Source organism: Chitinophaga sp. SVR4-12A (genome assembly GCF_056754765.1).
Window position 1 is genome coordinate 5,483,013 of sequence record NZ_JBPGWP010000001.1, and the last position, 22,469, is coordinate 5,505,481.

A 22,469-nucleotide genomic window follows, 5' to 3' on the forward strand; every position below is an offset into this window, starting at 1 on the left:
ATTATGTTGACAGTTTTACTAATATTGATCCCTTTGATAACCGGCCTGCTTACGTTTGGCCTTAAGGGATCAGGACCTAAAGTGCTGGGCCTGATATCATCCCTGGCGTCTTTAGCAGTAGTGGCAGGCGCCTTGGTACAGTTCCAGACCGCTCCTGAAGCTTTGCAGCTGAGCGTTCCCTGGATCCCGCAGCTGGGAGCCCGCTTCCAGGTTGGCCTGGATGGCATGGGCGCCATGCTTTGTTTGCTGACGGCTATTGCTTTTCTCCTGGTCTTTATCACGATCTACAACCGTAATTACGAAAAGCCGGGCAGCTTCTACGGATTGATGCTGTTATCCCAGGCAGGGCTGGTAGGGGTATTCACTGCCTATGACGCTATGCTCTTCTACGTTTTCTGGGAACTGGCGCTGATCCCGGTATACTTCCTCTGCTCTATGTGGGGCGGCGAAAAACGTATACCCGTTACCTTTAAATTCTTCATCTATACTTTTACAGGATCGCTGCTGATGCTGGTGGGTATCATCTACCTCTACCTGCAGTCTCCTGATAAATCTTTCAGCTACACCTCCTTCACCAATCTGAACCTGCCTGCGCAGGAGCAGTCCTGGTTATTCTGGCTGCTGTTTGTGGCCTTCGCCATCAAGATGCCGATCTTCCCTTTCCATACCTGGCAGCCGGATACTTACGAGCAGTCTCCCACGCCGGTGACCATGATCCTTTCCGGGGTGATGGTGAAAATGGGCCTCTTCGGGATCATCCGTTGGCTACTGCCCGTACTGCCGCAGGGCGCATATATGTGGTCTGATGTAGCGATCGTATTATCTGTGATCGGTATTATTTACGCCTCCTGCATTGCCATTGTGCAAACAGATCTTAAAAGGCTGATCGCTTACTCCTCTATCGCGCACATCGGCCTGATGAGCGCTTCCATCTTTGCACATAATGATCAGAGCCTGCAGGGTTTGCAGGTACAGATGTTCAACCACGGTATAAACATCATCGGTTTGTGGATCGTAGTGGAGATCATCCAGCAAAGACTGAACATTAAGAACATGGAAGAGATGGGCGGTATTGCCTCCTATGCGCCGCGTATGGCCATCTTCCTGGTGATCATCGCCCTGGCGAATATTGCGCTGCCGCTCACGAATGGTTTTATAGGAGAGTTCCTGATGTTCAGCGGCTTGTTCCAGTATAATGTATGGGTAATGGCGGTAGCTGGTCTGGGTATCATACTGGCTGCTGTGTATACACTGAATATGCTGCAGAAAGTGATCTTCGGGCAAAGCAATACGCTTACGTCTACCGTTACCGATCTGCAGAATACAGAGCTGGTAGCGCTCAGCCTTGTTGTGGTAGTGATCCTGTTCCTGGGTTTTTATCCGAAGCCTATGCTGGAGCTGGTGAACAATACTTCGCAAATGTTGCTGGCTAATATTGTTAAGTAAAAAGTCCATAGTCCATGGTCCGTAGTCCATGGCCTGTCAGGACGTATAGTAAACTTTGAAGGGATACTTGTAAATAAGGAATATGCTATGGACCATGGCCTATCGACCATGGACTATTAACTAACAAAGAAATATGAACGCATTAATTTCTACTGCTTTATCGGGTGTTGTGATGATGTTTGCGGGGTTGTTTATACAGAAGAAGCAGCACATTAAATATGTCGCAATTGCAGCATTGCTGGTCTCTTTTGTGGCCAATCTGCTGGAGATCAGCACCGTACAGGCAGGCAGCCATACGCTGTACAACATGATCGAGGTAAGCAGGTTCAGCATCCTGTTCAATGCAGTGATCCTGGGCGCTACTTTGCTGTACTTCATGTTGTCTGGCAGTGAGTTTGAAAAGGTAGGCGAGCATGTGGCAGATTATTTTGCGCTCATATTCTTCATCCTGTCTGGTATTATGCTGGCTACCAGCTTCAGTAATCTGCTGATGCTGTTCCTGGCCATCGAGATCATGTCCATTCCCCAGTATATCCTGGCTGGCTCAGATAAAAGAAACCTGAAAAGCAACGAGGCTTCCCTGAAGTATTTCCTGATGGGATCTTTCTCTACCGGTGTTTTGCTCATGGGCATCACGCTGATCTATGGTGCTGCGGGAACCTTTAACGTGAATGAGCTGGGACTCGGTAGCGGCGATGTACATCCGCTGTCTATCAGCGGTATCATGCTGCTGATCTTTGCTTTGTCCTTCAAGGTATCAGCGGTGCCCTTCCATTTCTGGACACCTGACGTATACGACGGTTCACCCACCGTTTTCACTTCTTTTATGGCTACCGTGGTAAAGGCAGGTGGTTTTATCGCTTTCCTGCGCCTCTTCCATGTAAGCTTTACCGGCGGCGCGCTGAGCGGACACTGGCTGCTGGTACTGGCCCTGATAGCTGCGGGCACCCTCGTGCTGGGCAACCTGACGGCAGTATTCCAGCAGAGCGTAAAACGTATGTTGGCCTACTCCAGTATCGCGCAGGCAGGTTTCATGCTGCTGGCGGTGATCGCCCTGAATGAAACGGCCACCCAGGGTATTGTACTGTATGCAGCTGCCTATAGCGTAGCTACCATCGGTATGTTTGCCATATTAATGAAAGTAAAGGACTACACTTTTGAAGGGTTTAACGGCCTGGCACGCAAACAGCCTTTACTGGCGCTGTCGGCCACCGTTTTCCTGTTCTCCCTGGCTGGTATACCTTTAACGGCTGGGTTCTTTGCAAAATATTTCGTGCTGGCTGCCGCCGTGCAGCAGGGACAGCTCCTGTGGCTGGTGATCCTGGCTGTTGTTTGCGCAGCTGTCAGCATTTACTACTATTTCCGCGTGATCATGGCCATGTATTTCAAGGCCGGCGAACCGGAAGTAGAGCCCTTCTCTCCCGCATTCAAAACTGTGCTGGTAGTAGCGGTGATCATTGTGATAGCATTAGGGGTATATCCCGGGTTGCTGCTGCACTTCATTGCATAGTTTGAAGTTTGAAGTTTGAAGTTTGAGGTTTGAGGTTTGAGGTTTGAGGTTTGAGGTTTGAGGTTTGAAGTTAGTTCCAGGTTCGAGGTTCAGGATAAATATGCTGTAAAAGCTTATTTGTCCTGAACCTCAAACGTTTAACGAACCTCAAACTTCAAACCTCAAACCTCAAACTTTTATATTAACTTTATGTTGAACCCTTTACTATGCGATTCCGTGATATATTCTCCCTGGCGTACCGTTCTATCAGCGCCAACCGTTTGCGAACCGGTCTTACAGTAGCCATCATCGCTTTTGGTATTATGGCCCTGGTAGGCATCCTTACCGCTATAGACAGCATCAAGGGCAGCCTGTACGACAGCTTTGCCAGCATGGGCGCCAATAGCTTCTCCATCCGCAACCGGGAGATGATGCTGCGCATGGGTGGTGGCGATAAAGCTACCAAGGGAAATAAACGCACCGCCAAAGTAAAGGCCTCCAACCGCAACAAGCGGATCTCCTATGACGAGGCAGTGGAGTTCAAGAACCGCTTCAGTTTTCCCGCTGTTGTCAGCATCTCTTTCAACGCTTCCGGTATTGCAACCGCTTATAAAGACGATAAGAAAACAAATCCGAACGTGCAGGTCATAGGCGGGGATGAGAACTATGTACGGCTTTCCAACTACACCATAGAAAAGGGGCGCAATTTCACGGAAGCAGAAGTAACGTCCGGTCATAATGTAGCGCTGCTGGGACATGATGTAGCGGTGAAGCTCTTTGGCCGTAACCTGAAAAATGTAGTGAACAATACCATACGCGTAGGCGATGTGCGCTACCGCGTGATAGGCCTGCTGGCCGCCAAGGGCAGCAGCAATATCATGAGTGCAGACAATATCGTATTAACAACAGTGAACAATACACGCCGCGTATTTAATCGCCCCAATGCATCTTACCAGATAGGTGTCTCTGTCAACAATGTAGCGCAGATGGATGCCGCCGTAGCGGAGGCCACCGGTCTGTTCCGTATTGTACGCCACCTGGAGCTGCGGGAAGATGATAATTTTTACATCAGCAAAAGCGACAGCCTTGCAGAAATGTTGTTCAGCAGCCTGAGTACCGTCACTTTTGCGGCAGCGGTGATCGGCTTTATCACGCTGTTCGGTTCGGCTATCGGGCTCATGAACATCATGTTGGTATCTGTGGCAGAGCGCACCCGTGAAATAGGTGTGAACAAGGCATTAGGCGCTACTGCTCCTACTATCCGCAGGCAGTTTATTTACGAAGCTATTATTATCAGTGTAATGGGTGGTCTCCTGGGTGTTATACTAGGTATGATCGTGGGCAACCTCATGTCACTGGTATTAAACACCAGCTTTGTAGTGCCCTGGCTCTGGATCACATTGGGTATATTACTCTGCGCATCCGTAGGGCTGGTATCCGGTATTTATCCCGCTATCAAGGCTTCCCGCCTTGATCCTATAGTAGCGCTGCGCTACGAATAAGAGATTATATTTTTGTTGTTTATCATGCAGGTGGTTAAATAAACCTGCATGAATATATTTTTATTCCATAGCTTTAATACATCGGTAACTATAAAATTATTAGATCGTGGGATTAGCAACTGAAAATTTCAAAGCATTGGGCCTGAACCTGCCGCCAGCGCCAACTCCTTTAGGCGTATACAAACCATTTTTAATTGATGGCAAGCATGTATATGTTTCCGGTCACGGTCCCGTGCAGGACGACAAGAGCCTGATCATCGGCCGTATAGGAGAAGAGCTGGATATCGAGCAGGGCAAGCTGGCCGCGCGCCAGGTAGGCCTAACAATTCTGTCTACACTGATGGCTAACCTGGGCAGCCTGGATAAAATAAAACGCGTGGTAAAAGTACTGGGTATGGTAAACGCTACATCCGACTTTGGACGCCATCCCTATGTGATCAATGGCTGCAGCGAACTGTTTGCAAAGATCTGGGGAGAAGACAATGGTATCGGCGTGCGCAGTGCAGTAGGCATGGGATCATTGCCGGATAATATCCCCGTTGAAATTGAAGCGCTCTTTGAATTGCATGAAGAGCTGTAAACATCAAACCGACAGTCGTGTGGTATACTATCAATAATGTTGATCAGATCGATTCTCCTGCCTTACTGGTGTATCCGGTGAGGGTACGGGAAAATATAGATGCGGCAAAGGCTGCTATAGATGATGTGCAACGTTTACGCCCCCACGTAAAAACCAATAAGACAGCAGAGGTAGTACAGCTGATGCAGGACGCGGGCATACAGAAATTCAAATGCGCCACTATTGCAGAAGCCGAGATGCTGGGAAAGGTACATGCAGCAGACGCATTGCTGGCCTATCAGCCGGTAGGCGCTAAGATAGAGCGGCTGGCAGCGTTGGTACGTGCATATCCTCATACAAAGTTCTCCTGCCTGGTAGATGATCTGCAGGCCGCTACTTCGATCTCTAATCATTTTTCAGGGCTGCATCAGCCGCTGTCTGTATGGCTGGATCTGAACCTGGGACAAAACCGTACGGGCATAGCGCCTGGTCCTGCCGCACTGGATCTGTATGCGCAGCTGCATACGCTCCCGGGCCTCGCTCCCGAGGGCCTGCATGCATACGATGGTCATTTGCACGATGATGATTTCGAAGTACGCACGGCGCGTTGTAATGCGGCTTATGAGCAGGTAACTGCATTAGCGGAGGCCATCACTGCTAAAGGGCTGCCTCAGCCAAAGATCGTGGCAGGCGGCACGCCTACGTTTCCCATACATGCAAAGCGTAAGGAGATCGACTGCAGTCCCGGTACTTTTGTATTCTGGGACTGGGGATATCAGCAACACCTGGCGGAACAAAGCTATCAATATGCCGCGCTGTTACTGGCCAGGGTGATCTCTCATCCGGGGGATGACCTGCTCTGCCTCGACCTGGGGCATAAATCCGTAGCGGCAGAGAACCCGTTGCCGCGCCGCGTGCATTTCCTGAACGCGCCCGAAGCAGCACCCGTATCGCAGAGCGAAGAGCACCTGGTGGTCAAAGTGCCGGATACATCCGCATACCCCATAGGAACCGTATTTTACGGAGTGCCTTACCACATATGCCCTACAGTAGCACTGTATGATAAAGCATATACCATAGTAGACAATGCTTACGCCGGAACCTGGGAGGTGATCGCGAGGAACAGAAGCATAATAATTTGAGCAACAAAAATTAATACCGTGTTTATCATAGATGCACACCTCGACCTGAGCATGAATGCCATGGAATGGAACCGTAACTTACGGTTACCAGTAAACGAAATCAGAGCAAGAGAAAAAGGACAAACAGATAAACCGGACCGTGGCCGCGGGGTTGTTGCCCTGCCTGAGTTGCGTAAAGGTAATATCGGCCTCGTAGTAGCTACGCAGATAGCACGCTTTGTAGCCCCCGATAATCCACTGCCGGGCTGGTTCTCTCCGGAACAGGCCTGGGCGCAGACACAGGGACAGCTGGCCTGGTACCAGGCCATGGAAGAAGCCGGAGAAATGGTAGCTATTACAGATCTCGCTTCGCTCGACCGTCACCTGGCCGTGTGGAATAACGGAAAGCCAAATGATCAGAAACCCATAGGATACATCCTTAGCCTGGAAGGCGCTGATTCTATCGTAGATACTTACTACCTGCAATGGGCATACGAATATGGTCTGCGGGCAGTAGGCCCTGCCCATTATGGTCCCGGGCGCTATGCACAAGGCACTGATGCTACGGGTAAGATGACCCCGCAGGGACATGAGCTGCTGAAAGAAATGGAACGGCTCAATATCATCCTCGATGCTACTCATCTTTGTGATGACAGTTTCTGGGACGCCATGGATCATTTTAACGGTCCCGTATGGGCCAGTCATAACAACTGCCGTGCACTGGTGAATCACAACCGCCAGTTCAGCGATGAGCAGATCAGGGAGCTGATCGCCCGTAATGCGGTAATAGGCGGCGCCCTGGATGCCTGGATGATGGTGCCGGGATGGGAGAGAGGCGTATCTGATCCGCAGGCCATGAACTGTTCACTGGAAGTAATGATCGATCACCTGGACCATATCTGCCAGCTGGCGGGTAATGCCTTGCATGTAGGCATCGGCTCTGACCTGGACGGTGCATTTGGTAAGGAACAATGCCCTTATGATCTTGAAACCATTGCAGACCTGCAGAAAGTAAGCACGCTGCTGGAGAAACGTGGATATTCTGCAGCAGATATCGAGAACGTAATGCACGGTAACTGGCTGCGCTTCCTGCGCAACGCATGGAGTAAATAAAAAGTAAAAAGAAAAAATAAAAAAAGCGCGAAGGATGATCTTCGCGCTTTTTATTTTTTACTTTTTCTTTTTTACTTGATTACTCGGCTACTACTTCGAATTCCAGTTCAGCTTCGTTGCCTTTACCGAAATCGATCTTAGCTTTGTAAGTGCCTAATTCCTTTACATCATCGAGGATGTGGATACGGCGGCGGTCAATTTCGTAACCTTTCTGCTCTTTAATAGCGCGTGCAATCTGCACACCAGTTACGCTACCGAATATTTTGCCGGAAGTACCAGTCTTAGCGCCAATTTTAACAGGGGCAGCTTTCAGGACTTCCACCACTTTCGCGATTTCAGACAGCAGCTTTTCTTCCTTCACTTTCTGCACTTTCAGGCGCTCCTGAAGCTGCTTCATGTTGGAAGGGCTGGCTTCAACTGCAAATTTCTGGGGGATCAGAAAATTCCTGGCGTAACCGTTCTTCACGCTTACCAGTTCATTTTTCTGGCCCAGGTTATCAACGTCTTGTATTAAGATGATCTGCATAACTTTTTCTTACTTTAAAAGGTCAGTAACATAAGGCAATAAAGCCATTTGACGAGCTTTCTTAATAGCCTGGGCTACTTTACGCTGAAATTTCAGAGAGTTACCCGTAATACGGCGGGGCAGCATTTTACCCTGATCATTGAGGAACTTCTTCAGGAATTCCGCGTCTTTATAATCCACGTACTTGATGCCCATTTTCTTGAAACGGCAGTATTTCTTCTGACGTTTCTCCTGTTTAACGGCGGTTAAGTACTTAATTTCTTGTTTTACTGCCATAACTTTAAGCTTCTACGGTTTTAGAATCAGCACTCACGCCATGTCTCTTTCTGCCGTTGTATTCAACAGCATACTTGTCCAGCGCAGTGATCATGTGGCGTAATACATTTTCATCGCGGTTCAGCTGAATCTTCAGCTTCTCATTGAGGTCGGATGGCGCCTTGTACTCCAGAACCAGGTACATGCCCGTGGTTTTTTTCTGGATTGGGTACGCCAGTGATCTTAATCCCCAGGGATTTTCGTGCGTTACTTCTCCGCCGTTCTCTTTAATGAGATCAGCGAATTTTTTCTGAGCGGCTTTGTAGTCGTCTTCAGAAAGCACAGGGGTAAAGATCACCATCAATTCGTAATTGTTCATTTTCCCTGTTTTAAAAATTTGTGAATGATTAATTTATCCCCAATAAAATTGGGAGTGCAAAGATACAATTCCTAATTCAATTCCCAAGCGTACAATCAGCCCTGTGGTGTTAATTTTCGGGGGATTTTTGGGACGAGGGGCGGGTTAATACAGGTTTTTGGTGGGAGGCGAGGTTTTTGTTAATTGTAAACGGCTGGTATTCATTTCTCTAACGGATATCAGGGTCTTCCGTTCCGTCATTGCGAGGCACCGAAGGGCCCTGCGGGGAGCGGGGCCGAAGCAATCTTTTCAAATAGCTTCGTGAAGATCAGTGTAGGAATTGTGTGAAAAGATTGCTTCGTCGCCCCACGCTCCGGGCTTTAAAGCTCCTCGCAATGACGGAACGGAAGACACGTCTGTTGTGGCCCGCGGATGAAGACCGATTTGCTCCCTGCAACGGGGCAGATCCCATACTATTTTACCCCTCTTCTCCTTACGTTATCCTTGCAGTATCCTTGCTCTATCCTTGCAGTTTCCTTACTCCCCGCATTTTGTTAAAATACTATCATAAAAAATAAGGGCCGTCCGCTAACCCACGGACGACCCCTAATTCAGGCTTATTCAGTAAAGATCTAGTGGGCAACAAATATCTTGCTCACCTGGGATCCTTCCCTGGTTTGTACTTTCAACAGGTAAATACCGTTCGGTAACCTGCTGATATCCATTTCTTTATAATTACGTCCTTTTACCAGGTTCATAGTACCCTGGGCGCGTACCCGTCCCTGCAGATCTATCAGCTGCAGTACAGCCGGACCGCTGCCCGTCTTATCCGCATCTACCCAAACCTGTAAGTGTTGACCAATGATACACCAGATCAGGCGCCACAGGAGGTCTTTCAGATCCACGTTCACGCTCTGTACCTGGCTGTATTTAACGGCGCCGTCCAGGCCCACCAGCTTCAGGCGGTAGTAAGACCTGCCGAACCACGGAGAGTAATCGGCTGATTTATAGTTGCCGGGCAGGGTGGTAGTACCCTGGGCCGCTACCGTATCTATCGCGTTGTAGTCGCGCTGGTTGCGGGACCTTTCCACGATAAAGCGGGCAGTATTGGTCTCGTAAGGAGTGCGCCAGCTCAGTTTCACGATACCGCTGTCAACTACCGCCCTGAAGTTCTCGATCGGGTTGCGGTTAGCCAATACATGCAGGTTATAACGGCTGATCACCGGGTAGTGGTCTGTAGTGGTGGTGCCATAGCTGCTTACCAGCTGCGCAGCCTGGGTGTAGATAGCGGCAGAGCCGGGCAGATAGGCCTGGGCCATTTCATTGGAAGCCATTACGTTGTCTATCACGCTGGCAAAAGAAACGGTGGACCTTTGTCCTGCAAGGGCTAAGGGCAGGGTCAGCAGTTTATAATCTGCCGTATCATTTACGAAATCAATATAAGAAGTGGTAGTATCCGGGGCCATTTCGGTGGTGATGGTCTTATTGAACGCATCGTTAAAATCGCCCAGTACAACGAAATTGCTGTACGGATACTGCGCATCCAGGCTGTCTTTCAGCTCTTTAGCCCCATCCTTGCGGCGGTGCCAGGACTCGATTTTGTCAGAAGCGCTGCCCGTATTGGCTTTGGAGTGCAGCAGTACAAACTGGATGCGGGCGCTGTCGCCGTTCAGCTTAGCCGTTGTCTCAAACAGGTAGGGGAAGCGGCCCGAAGACCAGTTATAATAGGCGCTGTCGCTGCCGCCGCGGCGGAGCACTCCGTAAGAACGGATACCTTTAATAATAGCTGTTTTGTATACGAAGGCCAGTTTCTGGGCGCTGGTGTAATCCGGGTCGCCGATGCTGTCTGCATAGGAGCCGAAGTCGGATATTACATAGCTGTAGCCTGGTAGCTGGCTTACTACCGCTGTGAAGCGGGCGGTATCCACCACTTCTGCCAGGGCGAAGATATCGGCATCCAGTTTTTTGAGCACGGTGGTGACGTTGGCCTGTTGCAGGTCGTCGTTGGACGGGTCCTGGGCGGGGCTGCCAAACCACTCGATGTTCCAGTTCACCACTTTCAGGGAGCGGAGGGAAGTACCGCTTACCCGTACCCTGCCAGTGCTCATTAAACCGGTAATAAACTGCAGGCTGTCGCTGAAGTTCTGGTCGGCCAGGTTGGGCACAAATTTCACCCATACGGTTTGCGGCCCTGCATCGCGATCTGCGTAGCCGAGGAAGCTGCCATAGGGGCCTGCACTGTCCCTGGCTACCAGGAAGGCGTTGGGTGCCTGGAGCCACAGCGTATCTGTCAGGTCGTTAGCCCAGAAAGTAAAATGCTGCGGGGTAGATTGCTGGGATACCGGTACATAATCAAAATCAAGTGCATTAGTGCTGAGCGTCAGGCTGGGCTGGGGCGCAACCGGGCTGTTAAACACGCTGACGTCGTCCAGGGTCCAGCGGGCGGCGTTCAGGGTAGGAGAGGAGATATATACGAAGGCGATATACACGCTGTCCTCCAGTACGGAGCCCAGGCTGATGCTGTCAGACAGCTGCCATGCGTCAGAACCTTCCGCAGGGAAGCGGCCGTTCAGCAGTGTCCAGCTGGCGGTATGCGGGTCGCTGTGACCATCGTAGTCAGTGCTCACAAACAGCTGGAGAGAAGGTCCCGCGAAGGCGGTGCGGCTGGAGAAGCGCAGCAGCGGGTGGTTAAAGCCGCTGAGATCAAAGGCAGGCGAAATGAGCCAGTCTTCATTTTCTTGCGGGCCGCCGCTGAATCCATTGATCTGAACACCATTGCTGCTGTTCTGCCCAAAGGTGGTACAGCCCCAGCGCTGGGAACCGCTAACGCTGTATTGAATGAAGCCGCCGGAGATGTTGCTGCTGCCACTGGGGGTACAATCGTTAAAGTTAAAGCTCAGCTGTTGTTGCGCCGTGCGGAAGAACCAGTCGGTCACGCCGCTGATCCCTGCAAAGGCATTGCCGGATAGATCGGTCACAGCAGCGCTGTCGATAGTGATATAGTAGTTCCGCAGGGGCTGCAGTGAGGCGCTCAGTGTGAGGGTATTGGCGCTGATGCTTACAGCCGGGCTGTTAATGGCAAATACCTGCTGAGTGCCATTGGTGGCGTTATGCAATACGATATTGCCAGCTCCCGCTTTGATGTTCTCTGAGAAAGTGATCTGCGGACGGGTAGCCGGAGAAACAGACGAGTCGCCGCTGGCAGGCAGCAGGGCACTGATGGCCGGGGCAGTAGTGTCGCCGCCGCTGCCAGCTGCCAGGATATTATCTACCGCAAAACTGGGCCTGGAGCCAGCGCCGCTGATCTGGCGGTTTACCCAGCGCAGTTGTACCAAGGACTGGTTGCTGCATTCCGGGGGCAGGGTCACTGCAATATTGACAAGGCGCTGCGGCGTGGTAATGCCGGAGCCGCTTTGATTAGTGGTATCGTTCTGGTAAAGCGTACCGGGCACATTGGTAAAGGTACCGGTGCTGCCGATGCGGTATTGCAGCGTTACCTCGTTGATGCGGGTATTGCTGCCGCCATCATAGGGGTTACGCAGGGTCATCACATCATAACTGAGGGAGACGTTCAGCTGTCCGCTGGTATTAAGGGCCAGCGCCAGGGAGTTATCCACGGAACCGCTGTTCAGGAAGCCCAATTTACCGTTATAGTTGTAAGCGCCGTTGGTAGTGGAAGATGCACTGCCATTGGCCAACAAGGCTTTATCACTCGCCGGGGCAGCCGTGTTGAAGCTGCCGGAGGGAGCACCGCTCAAGGCCCATCCCTGCCAGCCGGCGGGGTAGGAAGTGGAGCTGGGCGCAAGGGCATCAAAATTCTGTTGATAGGGCAAAGCCTGCGGTGCAGGTTGTGTCTGGGCCCATAACTGGGAACTGGAAAACAAGGCGCTTACCAGTAATAAAGGGTGTAGAAATCTATGCATACGCATTTCGGGATTTTCCGGGTTTAAGATTAGGATTCTCTCGGGGAATTTGCCGGGGCAAAATACAAATTGTGAACGTGCTTTATGGCAACCGGTTAATGATCTATTTGTTAATTCATAAATATATACATTTTCCTGTTATGGAGGGCAGGGGTATATGAAGGTATGTGGAGGGTATATGGAAGCTAGGGATCCGGACAGTTTGTCAGCCGTTTCTCCGCTGGCACGGGCTTTGGAAACGCAAAAAGGTCAAAAAACTAGTTTACTCATGCAGAAAGGTGCAATACGCGTACAAACAGAAAACATCTTCCCCATTATTAAAAAGTTTCTCTACTCTGATCATGAGATATTTATCCGCGAGCTGGTGAGCAACGCCGTGGACGCCACGCAGAAGCTCAAAACCCTGGCCAGTGTAGGCGAATTTAAAGGAGAACTGGGATCCCTCGAAATCAACATTAAGCTTGACAAAGAGAAAAAGACACTCACCATTTCCGACCGTGGTGTAGGCATGACTGCTGAAGAGGTGGATAAATACATCAACCAGGTGGCTTTTTCCGGTGCAGAAGAATTCCTGAAAAAATATAAAGGCCAGAACGAAGGCACCAATATCATCGGGCATTTCGGTCTGGGTTTCTACTCTTCCTTCATGGTGAGCGACCAGGTAGAGATCTTTACCCGCTCCTGGAGGCCTGAATCCACTGCGGTGCGCTGGGAATGCGACGGCAGCCCGGAATACCAGCTGGAGGAGACCACTAAGGAAGAAAGGGGCACTGATATTGTGCTGCACATCAACGAGGAAAGCGCAGAGTTCCTGGACGAGAGCCGCATCCGCAACATCCTGGAAAAATTCTGTAAGTTCCTGCCCGTTCCCATCAAATACGAAGATCAGCAGATTAACGATACAACTCCTGTGTGGACACGCAAGCCTTCAGAACTGACGGCCCAGGACTACCAGGATTTCTATAAGAAATTATATCCCTTCTCAGAAGCGCCGCTGTTCTGGATCCACCTGAATGTGGACTATCCCTTCAACCTCACCGGTGTGCTGTACTTCCCAAAGATCACCAAGAGCTACGAGATCCAGAAAGACAAGATCAACCTGTACTCCAACCAGGTGTATGTAACGGATGAAGTAAAAGACATTGTACCGGAATTCCTGATGCTGCTGCACGGTGTGATAGACAGCCCGGATATTCCCCTGAACGTGAGCCGCAGCTACCTGCAGGGTGATCCCAACGTGAAGAAGATCAATGCACACATCACGAAGAAAGTGGCAGACAAGCTGGATGAAATGTTCCGTAACGACCGCAAAGGCTTTGAAGAAAAGTGGGAATCCATCGGCCTGTTCGCGAAGTATGGTATGATGACGGATGATAAATTCCTGGAGAAGGCCAATAAGTTCCATATCATGGAAAGCGTGGAGGGCGGCAAGTTCTATACGCTGGAAGAGTATCGCCAGGAAGCGCAGGCGCTGCAGAACAACAAGGAAAACAAACTGGTGATCCTGTATGCGACCAACCCGGTACAGCAGGACAGCTATATCCAGGCCGCCAAAGCAAAAGGCTACCTGGTAGTGAAGCTGGAAACGATTGTGGATGCTGCCTTTATCAACAACATGGAAATGAAATGGGAGAACGTACAGTTCACCCGTGTGGATGCTGATATTGCAGACAACCTGATAGACAAGGATGAGAAGAATGAACACGTGCTGACACAAGACCAGGAAACTAAACTGAAAGATCTCTTCGGTGCACAGGTAACGCAACCCAATATCAAAGTAGAGCTGAAAGGCCTGAGCGCAGAGGGTTTGCCGGTGATCGTCACCCGTTCAGAATTCATGCGCCGTATGAAGGATATGGCTTCCATGGGCGGCGGCATGAGCTGGTACGCTAACATGCCGGACGAGATTACGATGACGGTGAATGCCAATCACCCCATTTACCAGCAGGTGCTCGATGAAAAAGACGGCGACAAACAACAGAAGCTGGTGCGTAACCTCGCTGACCTGGCGCTGCTTTCTCAGAACCTGCTTACAGGCGCGGATCTCACCGCATTTGTTAATCGCAGCGTAGAGCTCTTAGGTGGCGATAAGAAGAGCAGGATCATACTACAATAAAAGCCTGTATTTTATCGTTAGAGGTATAATTGGTTTAAAACTTCAAACGATAATTTAATGTCATAGTCTCGTTCGGGCATAGCTTGAACGAGACTTTTTATTTTAAATACACGGGGTATGATAAGATGCTAAAACAAGCTATCAGCCGCTAACAGAAAGAAAAACAATATTATTCTATAATAAAGAATCGTAACTTACGGCCCTCAGTATCCAGTTTCAAACTTTTTTATGTAATCTATCACCGTCTCGTTGGGAGCAAGCCCGGCGGGACTTTTTTGTTTACCTTAAAAACAGAAACATATGGAAAAGAGGACATTTAAAAATTTTATCCATGTCTTAGTATTTGGTTCATTGCTGGCTGTCTCATGTTCCAAAGAGCATGAACCTACTCCGGCCACACAGGCAGGCAAGCAAAGAAGCGCTGCCACCGAATTAACTACATTATCTTTTACACCGCAAACGCTGGGTATTACAGCAAAGTCGGTATCCGGCACCATCGGGAATATCAAGCAGTATTTGCTGTACATTCCCAGTACCTACAATCAAAAACCTGCCTACAAATGGCCGGTGATCATTTTTCTCCACGGCATCGGTGAGATAGGCACCGACGTGAACATACTCAGAAATGTAGCGCTGCCCAAAGTGATCATGGGTAAGCCCTTTGTAATGTTGGCCCCTCAATGTACTAGTGGTTGGTGGAGCACAAGCGTGCTGCAGAAATTTTTGCAGCAGGTGAAAACGAAGTATAATATCGACACTAACCGCATTTGTATCACAGGATTAAGCATGGGCGGCTACGGCACCTGGGACTGGAGTGAACATTACCCCAAGCAGTTCTCCTCAGTAGTGCCGATCTGCGGTGGCGGCACGGTAAGCCTCGCTTGCAACCTGAAGTATGTGCCCGTGTGGGCGTTCCACAACACTTATGATCCTACTGTAAGTGTGCAGCTCTCCCGCGATATGGTGAACGCGATAAAAGCCTGTGGCGGCAAGCTGGTAAAGTTAACGGAGTACCCGCTTCGTTCGCATAACGCGTGGACAAGAGCTTATGCAGATACAGCTTTGTATAGTTGGATGCTGAAACAACGAAGGATTTAGTCGTTAGTCGTTAGTCATTAGTCATTAGTCGTTAGTCATTAGTCATTAGTCGTTAGTCATTAGTCGTTAGATGTAGGGCTGCATCATTAGTAGCCGGTCACTATCGACTAATGACTAACGACTAACGACTAATAGCCGGCCTGATATCGATCACTTTGAACTGCAACATTGTTTTGCCGTTCCATTCATTTTCATCTACGGTGTAAACCATATCAAAGGGCTGACGGTTATCCATCACCTCAAACTTGCTGGCCAGGAAGAAGCCGATACCGGAGAATACGGGTCCGTATTTGTCTTGCCTGATGGAGAATTTAATATGCTCATCTTTCACGATCCTGGAAAAACCAGTATCCGTTACGTTGCGCGAAAGAAAGATGGGACGCAGATTTTCAGGGCCCAGGGGTTCAAACTGTTTGAGGATATTGTAGAACTGTTTATGCACATCGGCGAAGCTGATCTCTGTATCGATCACGATCTCCGGGATCAGTAATTCAGGATCGATGGTGGTAGCTACCACTTCCTCAAATTTCTGCCGGAACGCTTCTACGTTCTCGGGTTTCAGCGTCATGCCCGCGGCGTAGAAATGCCCGCCGTAATTCTCCAGCAGGTCTTTACACTGGTGAATGGCTTCATATACATTAAACCCTGTAACAGAACGGGCGGAGCCGGCTACCTGGTCGTTGCTTTGGGTTAAGATGATGGTAGGGCGGTAAAAGTATTTATCAATCAGGCGGGAGGCAACAATGCCTACTACGCCCTTGTGCCAGTCTGGTTTGAACAGCACCGTGCTTTTGCGGGTAGCGAGGGTAGCGTCGTTCTGGATCAGGGCTACGGCTTCTTTGGTGATGTTATTGTCGATCTCTTTCCGGTCGAAATTGTCTGCATGCAGTACAGCCGCTATTTCCATGGCTTTATCGAGATCGTTCTCGATGAAGAGGTTTACGGCTTTGCGCGCGTCATCCATTCTGCCTGCGGCATTTACGCGTGGCGCAATCACAAATACGAGGTTGGAGATAGTAAGCGTTTCTTTCAGCGCGCTGAGCTGGATCAATGCTTTTATACCTGGCAGCGGATCTTCATTCACTTTCTTCAGGCCATGATAGGCGAGTGTTCTGTTCTCTCCCGTCATGGGCACAATATCCGCGGCAATGCTGGTGGCTACCAGGTCGAGATAGCGGAGCGACTGTTGCTCGGGAATCCCGAGTTTTTGTCCGAGTGCGGTGATCAGCTTAAAGCCGATACCGCATCCGCTCAGCTCTTTATAAGGGTATGGGCAGTCGTATTGCTTCGGGTTGAGGATGGCTACTGCGGGCGGCAGTATGGCATCCGGCAGGTGGTGATCACAGATAATGAAATCAATACCTTTTTCTTTTGCTGCGGCGATATGGGCGATGGATTTGATGCCGCAGTCCAGCGTTATCACCAGGCTGAATTCATTTTCAATGGCATAGGCAATGCCTGCTTCGGAGACGCCATATCCTTCGCGGTAGCGATGGGGGATATAATATTCTATTTTCGGGTAGATGCGTTGCAGGAAATCAAATACGGTGGCTACAGCGGTGGTGCCGTCTACGTCGTAATCGCCGTAGACCAGTATTTTTTCCTGGCGGAAGAAGGCCTGTTCGATGCGTGTGATGGCCTTGTCCATATCCTTCATGCACCATGGATCGTGCAGATCAGCCAGGGAGGGGCGGAAGAACTGCTTGGCGGCTTCATAGGTATGTAGCCCGCGTTGTACCAGCAACCGGCATAACAAAGGATGTATGCCCAGCGCTTGTCGCAGCACTGCCTCTTCTTTTGGTTGATAAGATTTAACCGTCCAGCGTTTCTGCATGAAAAGATATTTTCGGTTTGAGGTTTGAAGTTTGATGTTTGAGGTACGGGACAAGTATACTGACCTGGGCACTGCCTTGAACTTCAAACATCAAACTTCAAACCTCAAACTTTTAAAACGTTCTATCTGTTGTAAAACGTACTAATTGTTCCAATCCGTTCCTGATATCATTTTCAGGAAAGCTGTATAGTACTTCCAGCGCTTCGTCCCTGTACTGGAACATTTTATCTCGGGTATAGTCGATACCGCCGGAGCTTTTCACCAGGCCTATCACTTCCGCCACCTTATCCTTATCGGTATTGTGGTTTTTGACGATATAGATGATACGGCGACGGGTTTCCGGGTCGGCATGCTGCAGGGTATAGATGAGGGGGAGGGTAAGTTTTTTCTCCCTGATATCTATCCCGGTAGGTTTGCCGATCTTGTCTGCCCCGTAATCAAACAGGTCGTCTTTGATCTGGAAGGCAATGCCTACTTTTTCTCCGAAGAGGCGCATTTTTTCGGTGGCGTCATCCAGTCCGGTAGTGCTCCAGGCGCCGGCGGCACATGCGGCGGCGAGCAGGGAGGCTGTTTTACGGCGGATGATCTCAAAATAAACATCTTCGCGGATATTGAGCTTACGGGTTTTTTCCATCTGGAGGAGCTCCCCTTCGCTCATTTCCTTTACGGCCTCGGTCAGTATCTGTAAAGTTCTGTAATCATGATTGTTAAGTGACAGCAGCAGGCCTTTAGACAGGAGGTAATCGCCTACGAGTACAGCTATCTTGTTCTTCCACAATGCGTTAATAGAAAAAAAGCCTCTTCTTTCGTTGGCGTCGTCTACCACGTCGTCATGTACCAGGGTAGCGGTATGCAGCAGTTCTACCAGTGCGGCTGCGCGGTAGGTGCTTTCCTGGATGTCCGGTCCGAAGAGACGGGCGGAAAGCAATACGAACATTGGCCTGATCTGTTTCCCTTTCCGTTTTACGATATAGTGCATGATCCTGTCCAGCAATGGGACATGGCTTTTTACAGAATCCGCAAACTTATCCTCGAAATCATGTAATTCCTTACTGATCAGGTGTTTAATTTCGTCCATGTATATCTAAAAAAGATTGCTAAGCTATGCTTAAAATACCAAAGTTTTAACAATTTGGCCCTTAATTTGTATATACCCGTGTAACATAACGTTAACAATACGTTTGTGATACGATAACAAATTAGCAAATTAAGGTATAACAATTGTTTTACCTAAGCTTTGTTATTGAAGTAGTTATCAATACAAATAATATTGTAAGAAAAATTTGAATATTCATTTATGATTTTTACCTTTGCTGGGTAAAAAACGGGTTATTAGTAAATCTTTAACAGTTTTTAAATAGAAAACAATTATGGCAAGCAAAAAGTACTTATTACTGGCAGGCGCTATGAGTCTTCTAGCGGCGTCGACCAGTTTTGCACAAGTTCAGCCTTACTACGATGTCCTGGATTCCTCTAAGGTTCCGGCATCTAGGGCGGCTCAACAGAACAATTTCAGTAACCACCAGTACGATTATCCCGCTAAACCCCGTGACATGTGGGAAATTGGGTTCCACGGCGGTTATCACTTTATCAGGGGTGATGTAGATGCCAGACCAGGTTTCGGTGGCGGTATCTCCGTGAGAAAATCTTTAGGTCACACTTTCTCAATCAGGGCTGAATATACTGGTTCCTTTGATCGTGGCCTGGACTATCAGCTGCGTCCGGCTAACTTCGCTGGCGGCACACTGTCCTGGCAGCCTACTGCTGCACGTAACGGTGGTATGATCGTACCGAACTACAAAACCGCTACTCACCAGGCATCTATCGACATGATCGCTTCCCTGAGCAACATCCTGTTCTACAAATCTCAGCCTAAAGTTAACTGGTATGTATTAGCTGGTTACAGCCTGGTACTGGCCGACGTAGACGTTGACGCTGTAGACGCTTCCGGTAATGGTTACGACTTCTCTGGCGTAAACTTCCTCGGCAAACGTAAAGATATTAAAGATCAGATCAAGAACATCCTGGATGGTGATTATGAGTCTAACGCTCCTTCTCAGGGCAACAGGGCTCAGATCGGCCGTAAAAGTGACAACCAACTGCTGCGTCACGCTGTTGACTTCGGTACTGGTATCGCTTTCAAAGTTTCTAAGCGTTTCAACATCGGCGTAGAGCAGAAATTCACTATGCCGTTTGAAGACTACTTAGACGGTTATAATTCAGGTGCTTACGATGCCAGCAAGGACTTCTTCTCCTACACCAGCATCCGCCTGAACTTCAACATCGGTAGCACTGCTAAACGCGTAGAGCCGCTGTGGTGGCTGAATCCTCTGGATTACTCCTACAACGAGCTGAGCTCTCCCCGTCACATGAAGCTGCCTACTCCGGTTCTGCCTGATGCTGATGGCGACGGTGTAACCGACCAGTTCGACCGCGAGCCGAACACTCCTGCAGGCGCTCCTGTAGACGTTCACGGTGTAGCTAAAGATACTGACGGTGACGGTGTTCCTGACTTCAAGGACAAACAGCTGATCACTCCGACTTATTGCCAGCCTGTTGACGCTGATGGCGTTGGTAAATGCCCGGATCCTGAGTGCTGCAAAAACATCAAAACTCAGACTTGCGCTACTCTGGTATTCCCGAGCGTAGCTTTCAAAGGTAGCTCTACCAAGATCTCTTCTGACAACGAAGCTATCCTGGCCAGCGTTGCCGCTACTCTGAAGAGCAATCCTGAGTGTAATGTACTGGTTACCGGCCACGCTGGTGCCAAAGGCAAAAAAGGTGGTGTTGACCTGAGCAGCCGCAGGGTTGACGCTGTGATCGACTACCTGGCCGATAAACAAGCTATCGACAGGGGCCGTTTCATCAAACAAAACACTCCTGGTGAGTCCAGCACTGTTGACTTAGCTCCTGCTAACTAATACAGTGGTGTATCACACTAGATGATATTGCAGAGAGTCCTCCGTCTTAGACGGGGGACTTTCTCTTTTAGGCACTTCCTATTGAATATTGCTGTAATTTTGATGCGCCTTTTAACCAATTACTTTTAAGAGTGAGAATAGATATTAACAAGGTCAGCCTGGCTGGATTTGTAGTTGCACTGGGTATTATATACGGTGACATAGGCACCTCGCCCTTGTACGTTTTCAAAGCGATCATGGGTACTAATCCTGTCAGCGACCTGCTCGTAATAGGAGGGATCTCCTGTATTATCTGGACCTTAACCCTGCAAACCACCATTAAATATGTAATACTGACCTTGCAGGCAGACAATAAGGGCGAAGGAGGGATCTTCTCGCTGTATGCCCTTGTAAGACGGCATGCCAAATGGGCCGTTATCTTTGGTATGATAGGTGGCGCCGCCCTGCTGGCAGACGGCATTATCACCCCTCCCATCACCGTTACCTCCGCCATTGAAGGTCTCCGTACCCTTGAAGTGTTCAGAGACCTGGACCAGTGGACCATCGTGAAGATTGTCCTGATCATCATAGCCGGCCTCTTTTTCATGCAGCAGTTCGGTACCGTCTCTATCGGCCGGCTGTTCGGCCCTATCATGGTGATCTGGTTCTCCATGCTGGGCGTATTAGGCCTCACGCACATCGCTGATGACGTGATGGTACTGAAGGCTTTCAGCCCCCATTACGCCATAGAACTGTTAACCACCTACCCGAAAGGGTTCCTGATATTAGGCGCCGTATTCCTGTGTACCACAGGGGCCGAAGCGCTGTATTCTGACCTGGGCCACTGCGGCCGGGGCAACATCCGCGTCTCCTGGATCTTTGTAAAGGCCTGCCTGATCCTCAATTACCTGGGGCAGGGCGCCTGGCTGCTCACCCAGCGCGGCCAGATATTGCCGAAAGACCAGAATCCCTTCTTTACCATCATGCCCGAGTGGTTTGTGATATTTGGCGTGCTGATAGCCACCATGGCTTCCATCATCGCCAGCCAGGCCCTGATCTCGGGGTCCTTTACCCTTATTTCAGAAGCTATGCGCCTGAACCTGTGGCCCAAGCTGAAGATCAACTATCCCACTGAAATGAGAGGCCAGCTGTTCATCCCAGGCATCAATGTCATGCTGTTTGTAGGATGTACGGCCATCGTGCTTATTTTCCGGGAATCCAGCGCCATGGAGGCGGCTTACGGGCTGTCTATCACGATCTGTATGCTCATGACCTCCTGCCTGTTTGCCTTTTATCTATATACGCGGCGGGTGCGCGTATCCTGGGTATTACTGTACCTGGTGATCTACCTGACCATTGAATTCTCCTTCCTGTTTGCCAACCTGGTAAAATTCATGCACGGCGGTTACGTTACCGTAATCGTGGCCGGCGGCTTGTTTGCAGTGATGCTGGTATGGTTCAAATCGCGCAAGATCAAGAACCGTTACGTGGAATTTGTGCGCCTGGAAGATTACCTGCCCATATTACAGGAGCTCAGCAACGATACCTCTATCCCTAAACATGCCACTCACCTGGTATATATGAGCAGTGCGGATAATCCGAAGGAGATAGAACATAAGATTATTTATTCTATCCTTAATAAGAAGCCCAAACGCGCAGATATCTATTGGTTTGTGCACGTAGATGTGGTAGACGAGCCTTATCTCAGCGAATACTCGGTGCAGACTATCATCCCCAATGAAGTGATCCGGGTAGAATTCCGCCTCGGGTTCAAAGTGGAACAGCGTATCAATCTCATGTTCCGCATGGTGGTGGAAGACATGGTGCGCAATAAGGAAGTGAACATTACCAGCCGTTACGAATCGCTCAGCAAGAATAACGTGGTGGGAGATTTCCAGTTCATTGTAATGGAAAAATTCCTCTCTCATGATAATGACCTGCCTTTGTATGAAAGAATGGTAATGCGGATGTATTTCTTCCTGAAAAAGATCAGCCTTTCAGAAGAGCGCGGCTTCGGACTGGATTCAAGCTATGTGACGATCGAGAAGTATCCGCTGGTGGTGGCGCCGGTTACGAATCTGCAATTAAAAAGGATTATACCATCTTAATATAAATATCATCCCTCCAAGGGTTCCAAACCCTTGGAGGGATATCCAATTACCTTACTGCAACTCTCTCGCAGCAAGGCTTTCAGCTAGATAATTTATACATAAACATACTGAAACGAGT

At 49.4% G+C, this 22,469-nt stretch carries 16 protein-coding genes; 10 read left to right on the plus strand and 6 right to left on the minus strand.

Features of this window, described 5'->3' with window-relative positions:
- Window positions 1-3: 3 nt before the first annotated feature.
- The 6 genes from ACR9Y8_RS22330 (at window position 4) to ACR9Y8_RS22355 (ending at window position 7,230) form a co-directional block, all read left to right on the plus strand.
- Window positions 4-1,446 carry a complex I subunit 4 family protein gene (locus ACR9Y8_RS22330; protein WP_481215471.1) on the plus strand — a complete coding sequence of 481 codons (1,443 nt, stop codon included), beginning with the start codon at window positions 4-6 and terminating at the stop codon, window positions 1,444-1,446.
- Window positions 1,447-1,579: 133 nt separating this feature from the next.
- Window positions 1,580-2,956, plus strand: coding sequence for an NADH-quinone oxidoreductase subunit N (locus tag ACR9Y8_RS22335; RefSeq protein ID WP_481215472.1), 1,377 nt, complete (start codon window positions 1,580-1,582; stop codon window positions 2,954-2,956).
- A 206-nt stretch (window positions 2,957-3,162) separates the two neighbouring features.
- On the plus strand, window positions 3,163-4,437 hold the full coding sequence (locus ACR9Y8_RS22340; RefSeq protein ID WP_481215473.1) for an ABC transporter permease: 1,275 nt from the start codon (window positions 3,163-3,165) through the stop codon (window positions 4,435-4,437).
- Window positions 4,438-4,543: 106 nt separating this feature from the next.
- On the plus strand, window positions 4,544-5,017 hold the full coding sequence (locus tag ACR9Y8_RS22345) for a RidA family protein (RefSeq protein WP_481215474.1): 474 nt from the start codon (window positions 4,544-4,546) through the stop codon (window positions 5,015-5,017).
- Window positions 5,018-5,034: 17 nt separating this feature from the next.
- Window positions 5,035-6,138 carry a D-TA family PLP-dependent enzyme gene (locus ACR9Y8_RS22350; RefSeq protein ID WP_481215475.1) on the plus strand — a complete coding sequence of 368 codons (1,104 nt, stop codon included), beginning with the start codon at window positions 5,035-5,037 and terminating at the stop codon, window positions 6,136-6,138.
- Between the two features lie 18 nt (window positions 6,139-6,156).
- Window positions 6,157-7,230 carry a dipeptidase gene (locus tag ACR9Y8_RS22355; RefSeq protein WP_481215476.1) on the plus strand — a complete coding sequence of 358 codons (1,074 nt, stop codon included), beginning with the start codon at window positions 6,157-6,159 and terminating at the stop codon, window positions 7,228-7,230.
- A gap of 79 nt (window positions 7,231-7,309) precedes the next feature.
- On the opposite strand, the gene rplI is transcribed toward ACR9Y8_RS22355, so the two are convergent.
- The 4 genes from rplI to ACR9Y8_RS22375 all read right to left on the minus strand — a co-directional run bounded on the left by rplI (window position 7,310) and on the right by ACR9Y8_RS22375 (window position 12,292).
- Window positions 7,310-7,756, minus strand: a complete 447-nt coding sequence (gene rplI, locus ACR9Y8_RS22360; RefSeq protein ID WP_298731903.1) for a 50S ribosomal protein L9 — start codon at window positions 7,754-7,756, stop codon at window positions 7,310-7,312.
- A 9-nt stretch (window positions 7,757-7,765) separates the two neighbouring features.
- Window positions 7,766-8,032: a 30S ribosomal protein S18 gene (gene rpsR, locus ACR9Y8_RS22365; RefSeq protein WP_298731905.1), complete on the minus strand. Its 267-nt coding sequence runs from the start codon at window positions 8,030-8,032 to the stop codon at window positions 7,766-7,768.
- A gap of 4 nt (window positions 8,033-8,036) precedes the next feature.
- Complete coding sequence (gene rpsF, locus ACR9Y8_RS22370) at window positions 8,037-8,390, minus strand: 30S ribosomal protein S6 (RefSeq protein ID WP_481215477.1); 354 nt, start codon at window positions 8,388-8,390, stop codon at window positions 8,037-8,039.
- Between the two features lie 611 nt (window positions 8,391-9,001).
- Complete coding sequence (locus ACR9Y8_RS22375) at window positions 9,002-12,292, minus strand: Ig-like domain-containing protein (RefSeq protein WP_481215478.1); 3,291 nt, start codon at window positions 12,290-12,292, stop codon at window positions 9,002-9,004.
- Window positions 12,293-12,560: 268 nt separating this feature from the next.
- Here ACR9Y8_RS22375 and htpG point away from each other — a divergent pair, with 268 nt between their 5' ends.
- Both htpG and ACR9Y8_RS22385 read left to right on the plus strand, forming a co-directional pair.
- Complete coding sequence (gene htpG, locus ACR9Y8_RS22380) at window positions 12,561-14,408, plus strand: molecular chaperone HtpG (RefSeq protein ID WP_481215479.1); 1,848 nt, start codon at window positions 12,561-12,563, stop codon at window positions 14,406-14,408.
- 300 nt (window positions 14,409-14,708) lie between these two features.
- A complete protein-coding gene (locus ACR9Y8_RS22385; protein ID WP_481215480.1) occupies window positions 14,709-15,506 on the plus strand; it encodes a carboxylesterase family protein in 798 nt (265 codons plus the stop codon).
- A gap of 121 nt (window positions 15,507-15,627) precedes the next feature.
- On the opposite strand, the gene recJ is transcribed toward ACR9Y8_RS22385, so the two are convergent.
- Window positions 15,628-17,340 carry a single-stranded-DNA-specific exonuclease RecJ gene (gene recJ / locus ACR9Y8_RS22390; RefSeq protein ID WP_481215481.1) on the minus strand — a complete coding sequence of 571 codons (1,713 nt, stop codon included), beginning with the start codon at window positions 17,338-17,340 and terminating at the stop codon, window positions 15,628-15,630.
- A gap of 112 nt (window positions 17,341-17,452) precedes the next feature.
- A complete protein-coding gene (locus tag ACR9Y8_RS22395) occupies window positions 17,453-18,418 on the minus strand; it encodes a polyprenyl synthetase family protein (protein WP_481215482.1) in 966 nt (321 codons plus the stop codon).
- Between the two features lie 475 nt (window positions 18,419-18,893).
- Between ACR9Y8_RS22395 and ACR9Y8_RS22400 the strand changes: the two genes are divergently transcribed.
- Both ACR9Y8_RS22400 and ACR9Y8_RS22405 read left to right on the plus strand, forming a co-directional pair.
- On the plus strand, window positions 18,894-20,261 hold the full coding sequence (locus ACR9Y8_RS22400) for an OmpA family protein (RefSeq protein ID WP_481215483.1): 1,368 nt from the start codon (window positions 18,894-18,896) through the stop codon (window positions 20,259-20,261).
- Window positions 20,262-20,392: 131 nt separating this feature from the next.
- Window positions 20,393-22,348, plus strand: coding sequence for a KUP/HAK/KT family potassium transporter (locus tag ACR9Y8_RS22405; RefSeq protein WP_481215484.1), 1,956 nt, complete (start codon window positions 20,393-20,395; stop codon window positions 22,346-22,348).
- The last annotated feature ends 121 nt before the right edge of the window (window positions 22,349-22,469 follow it).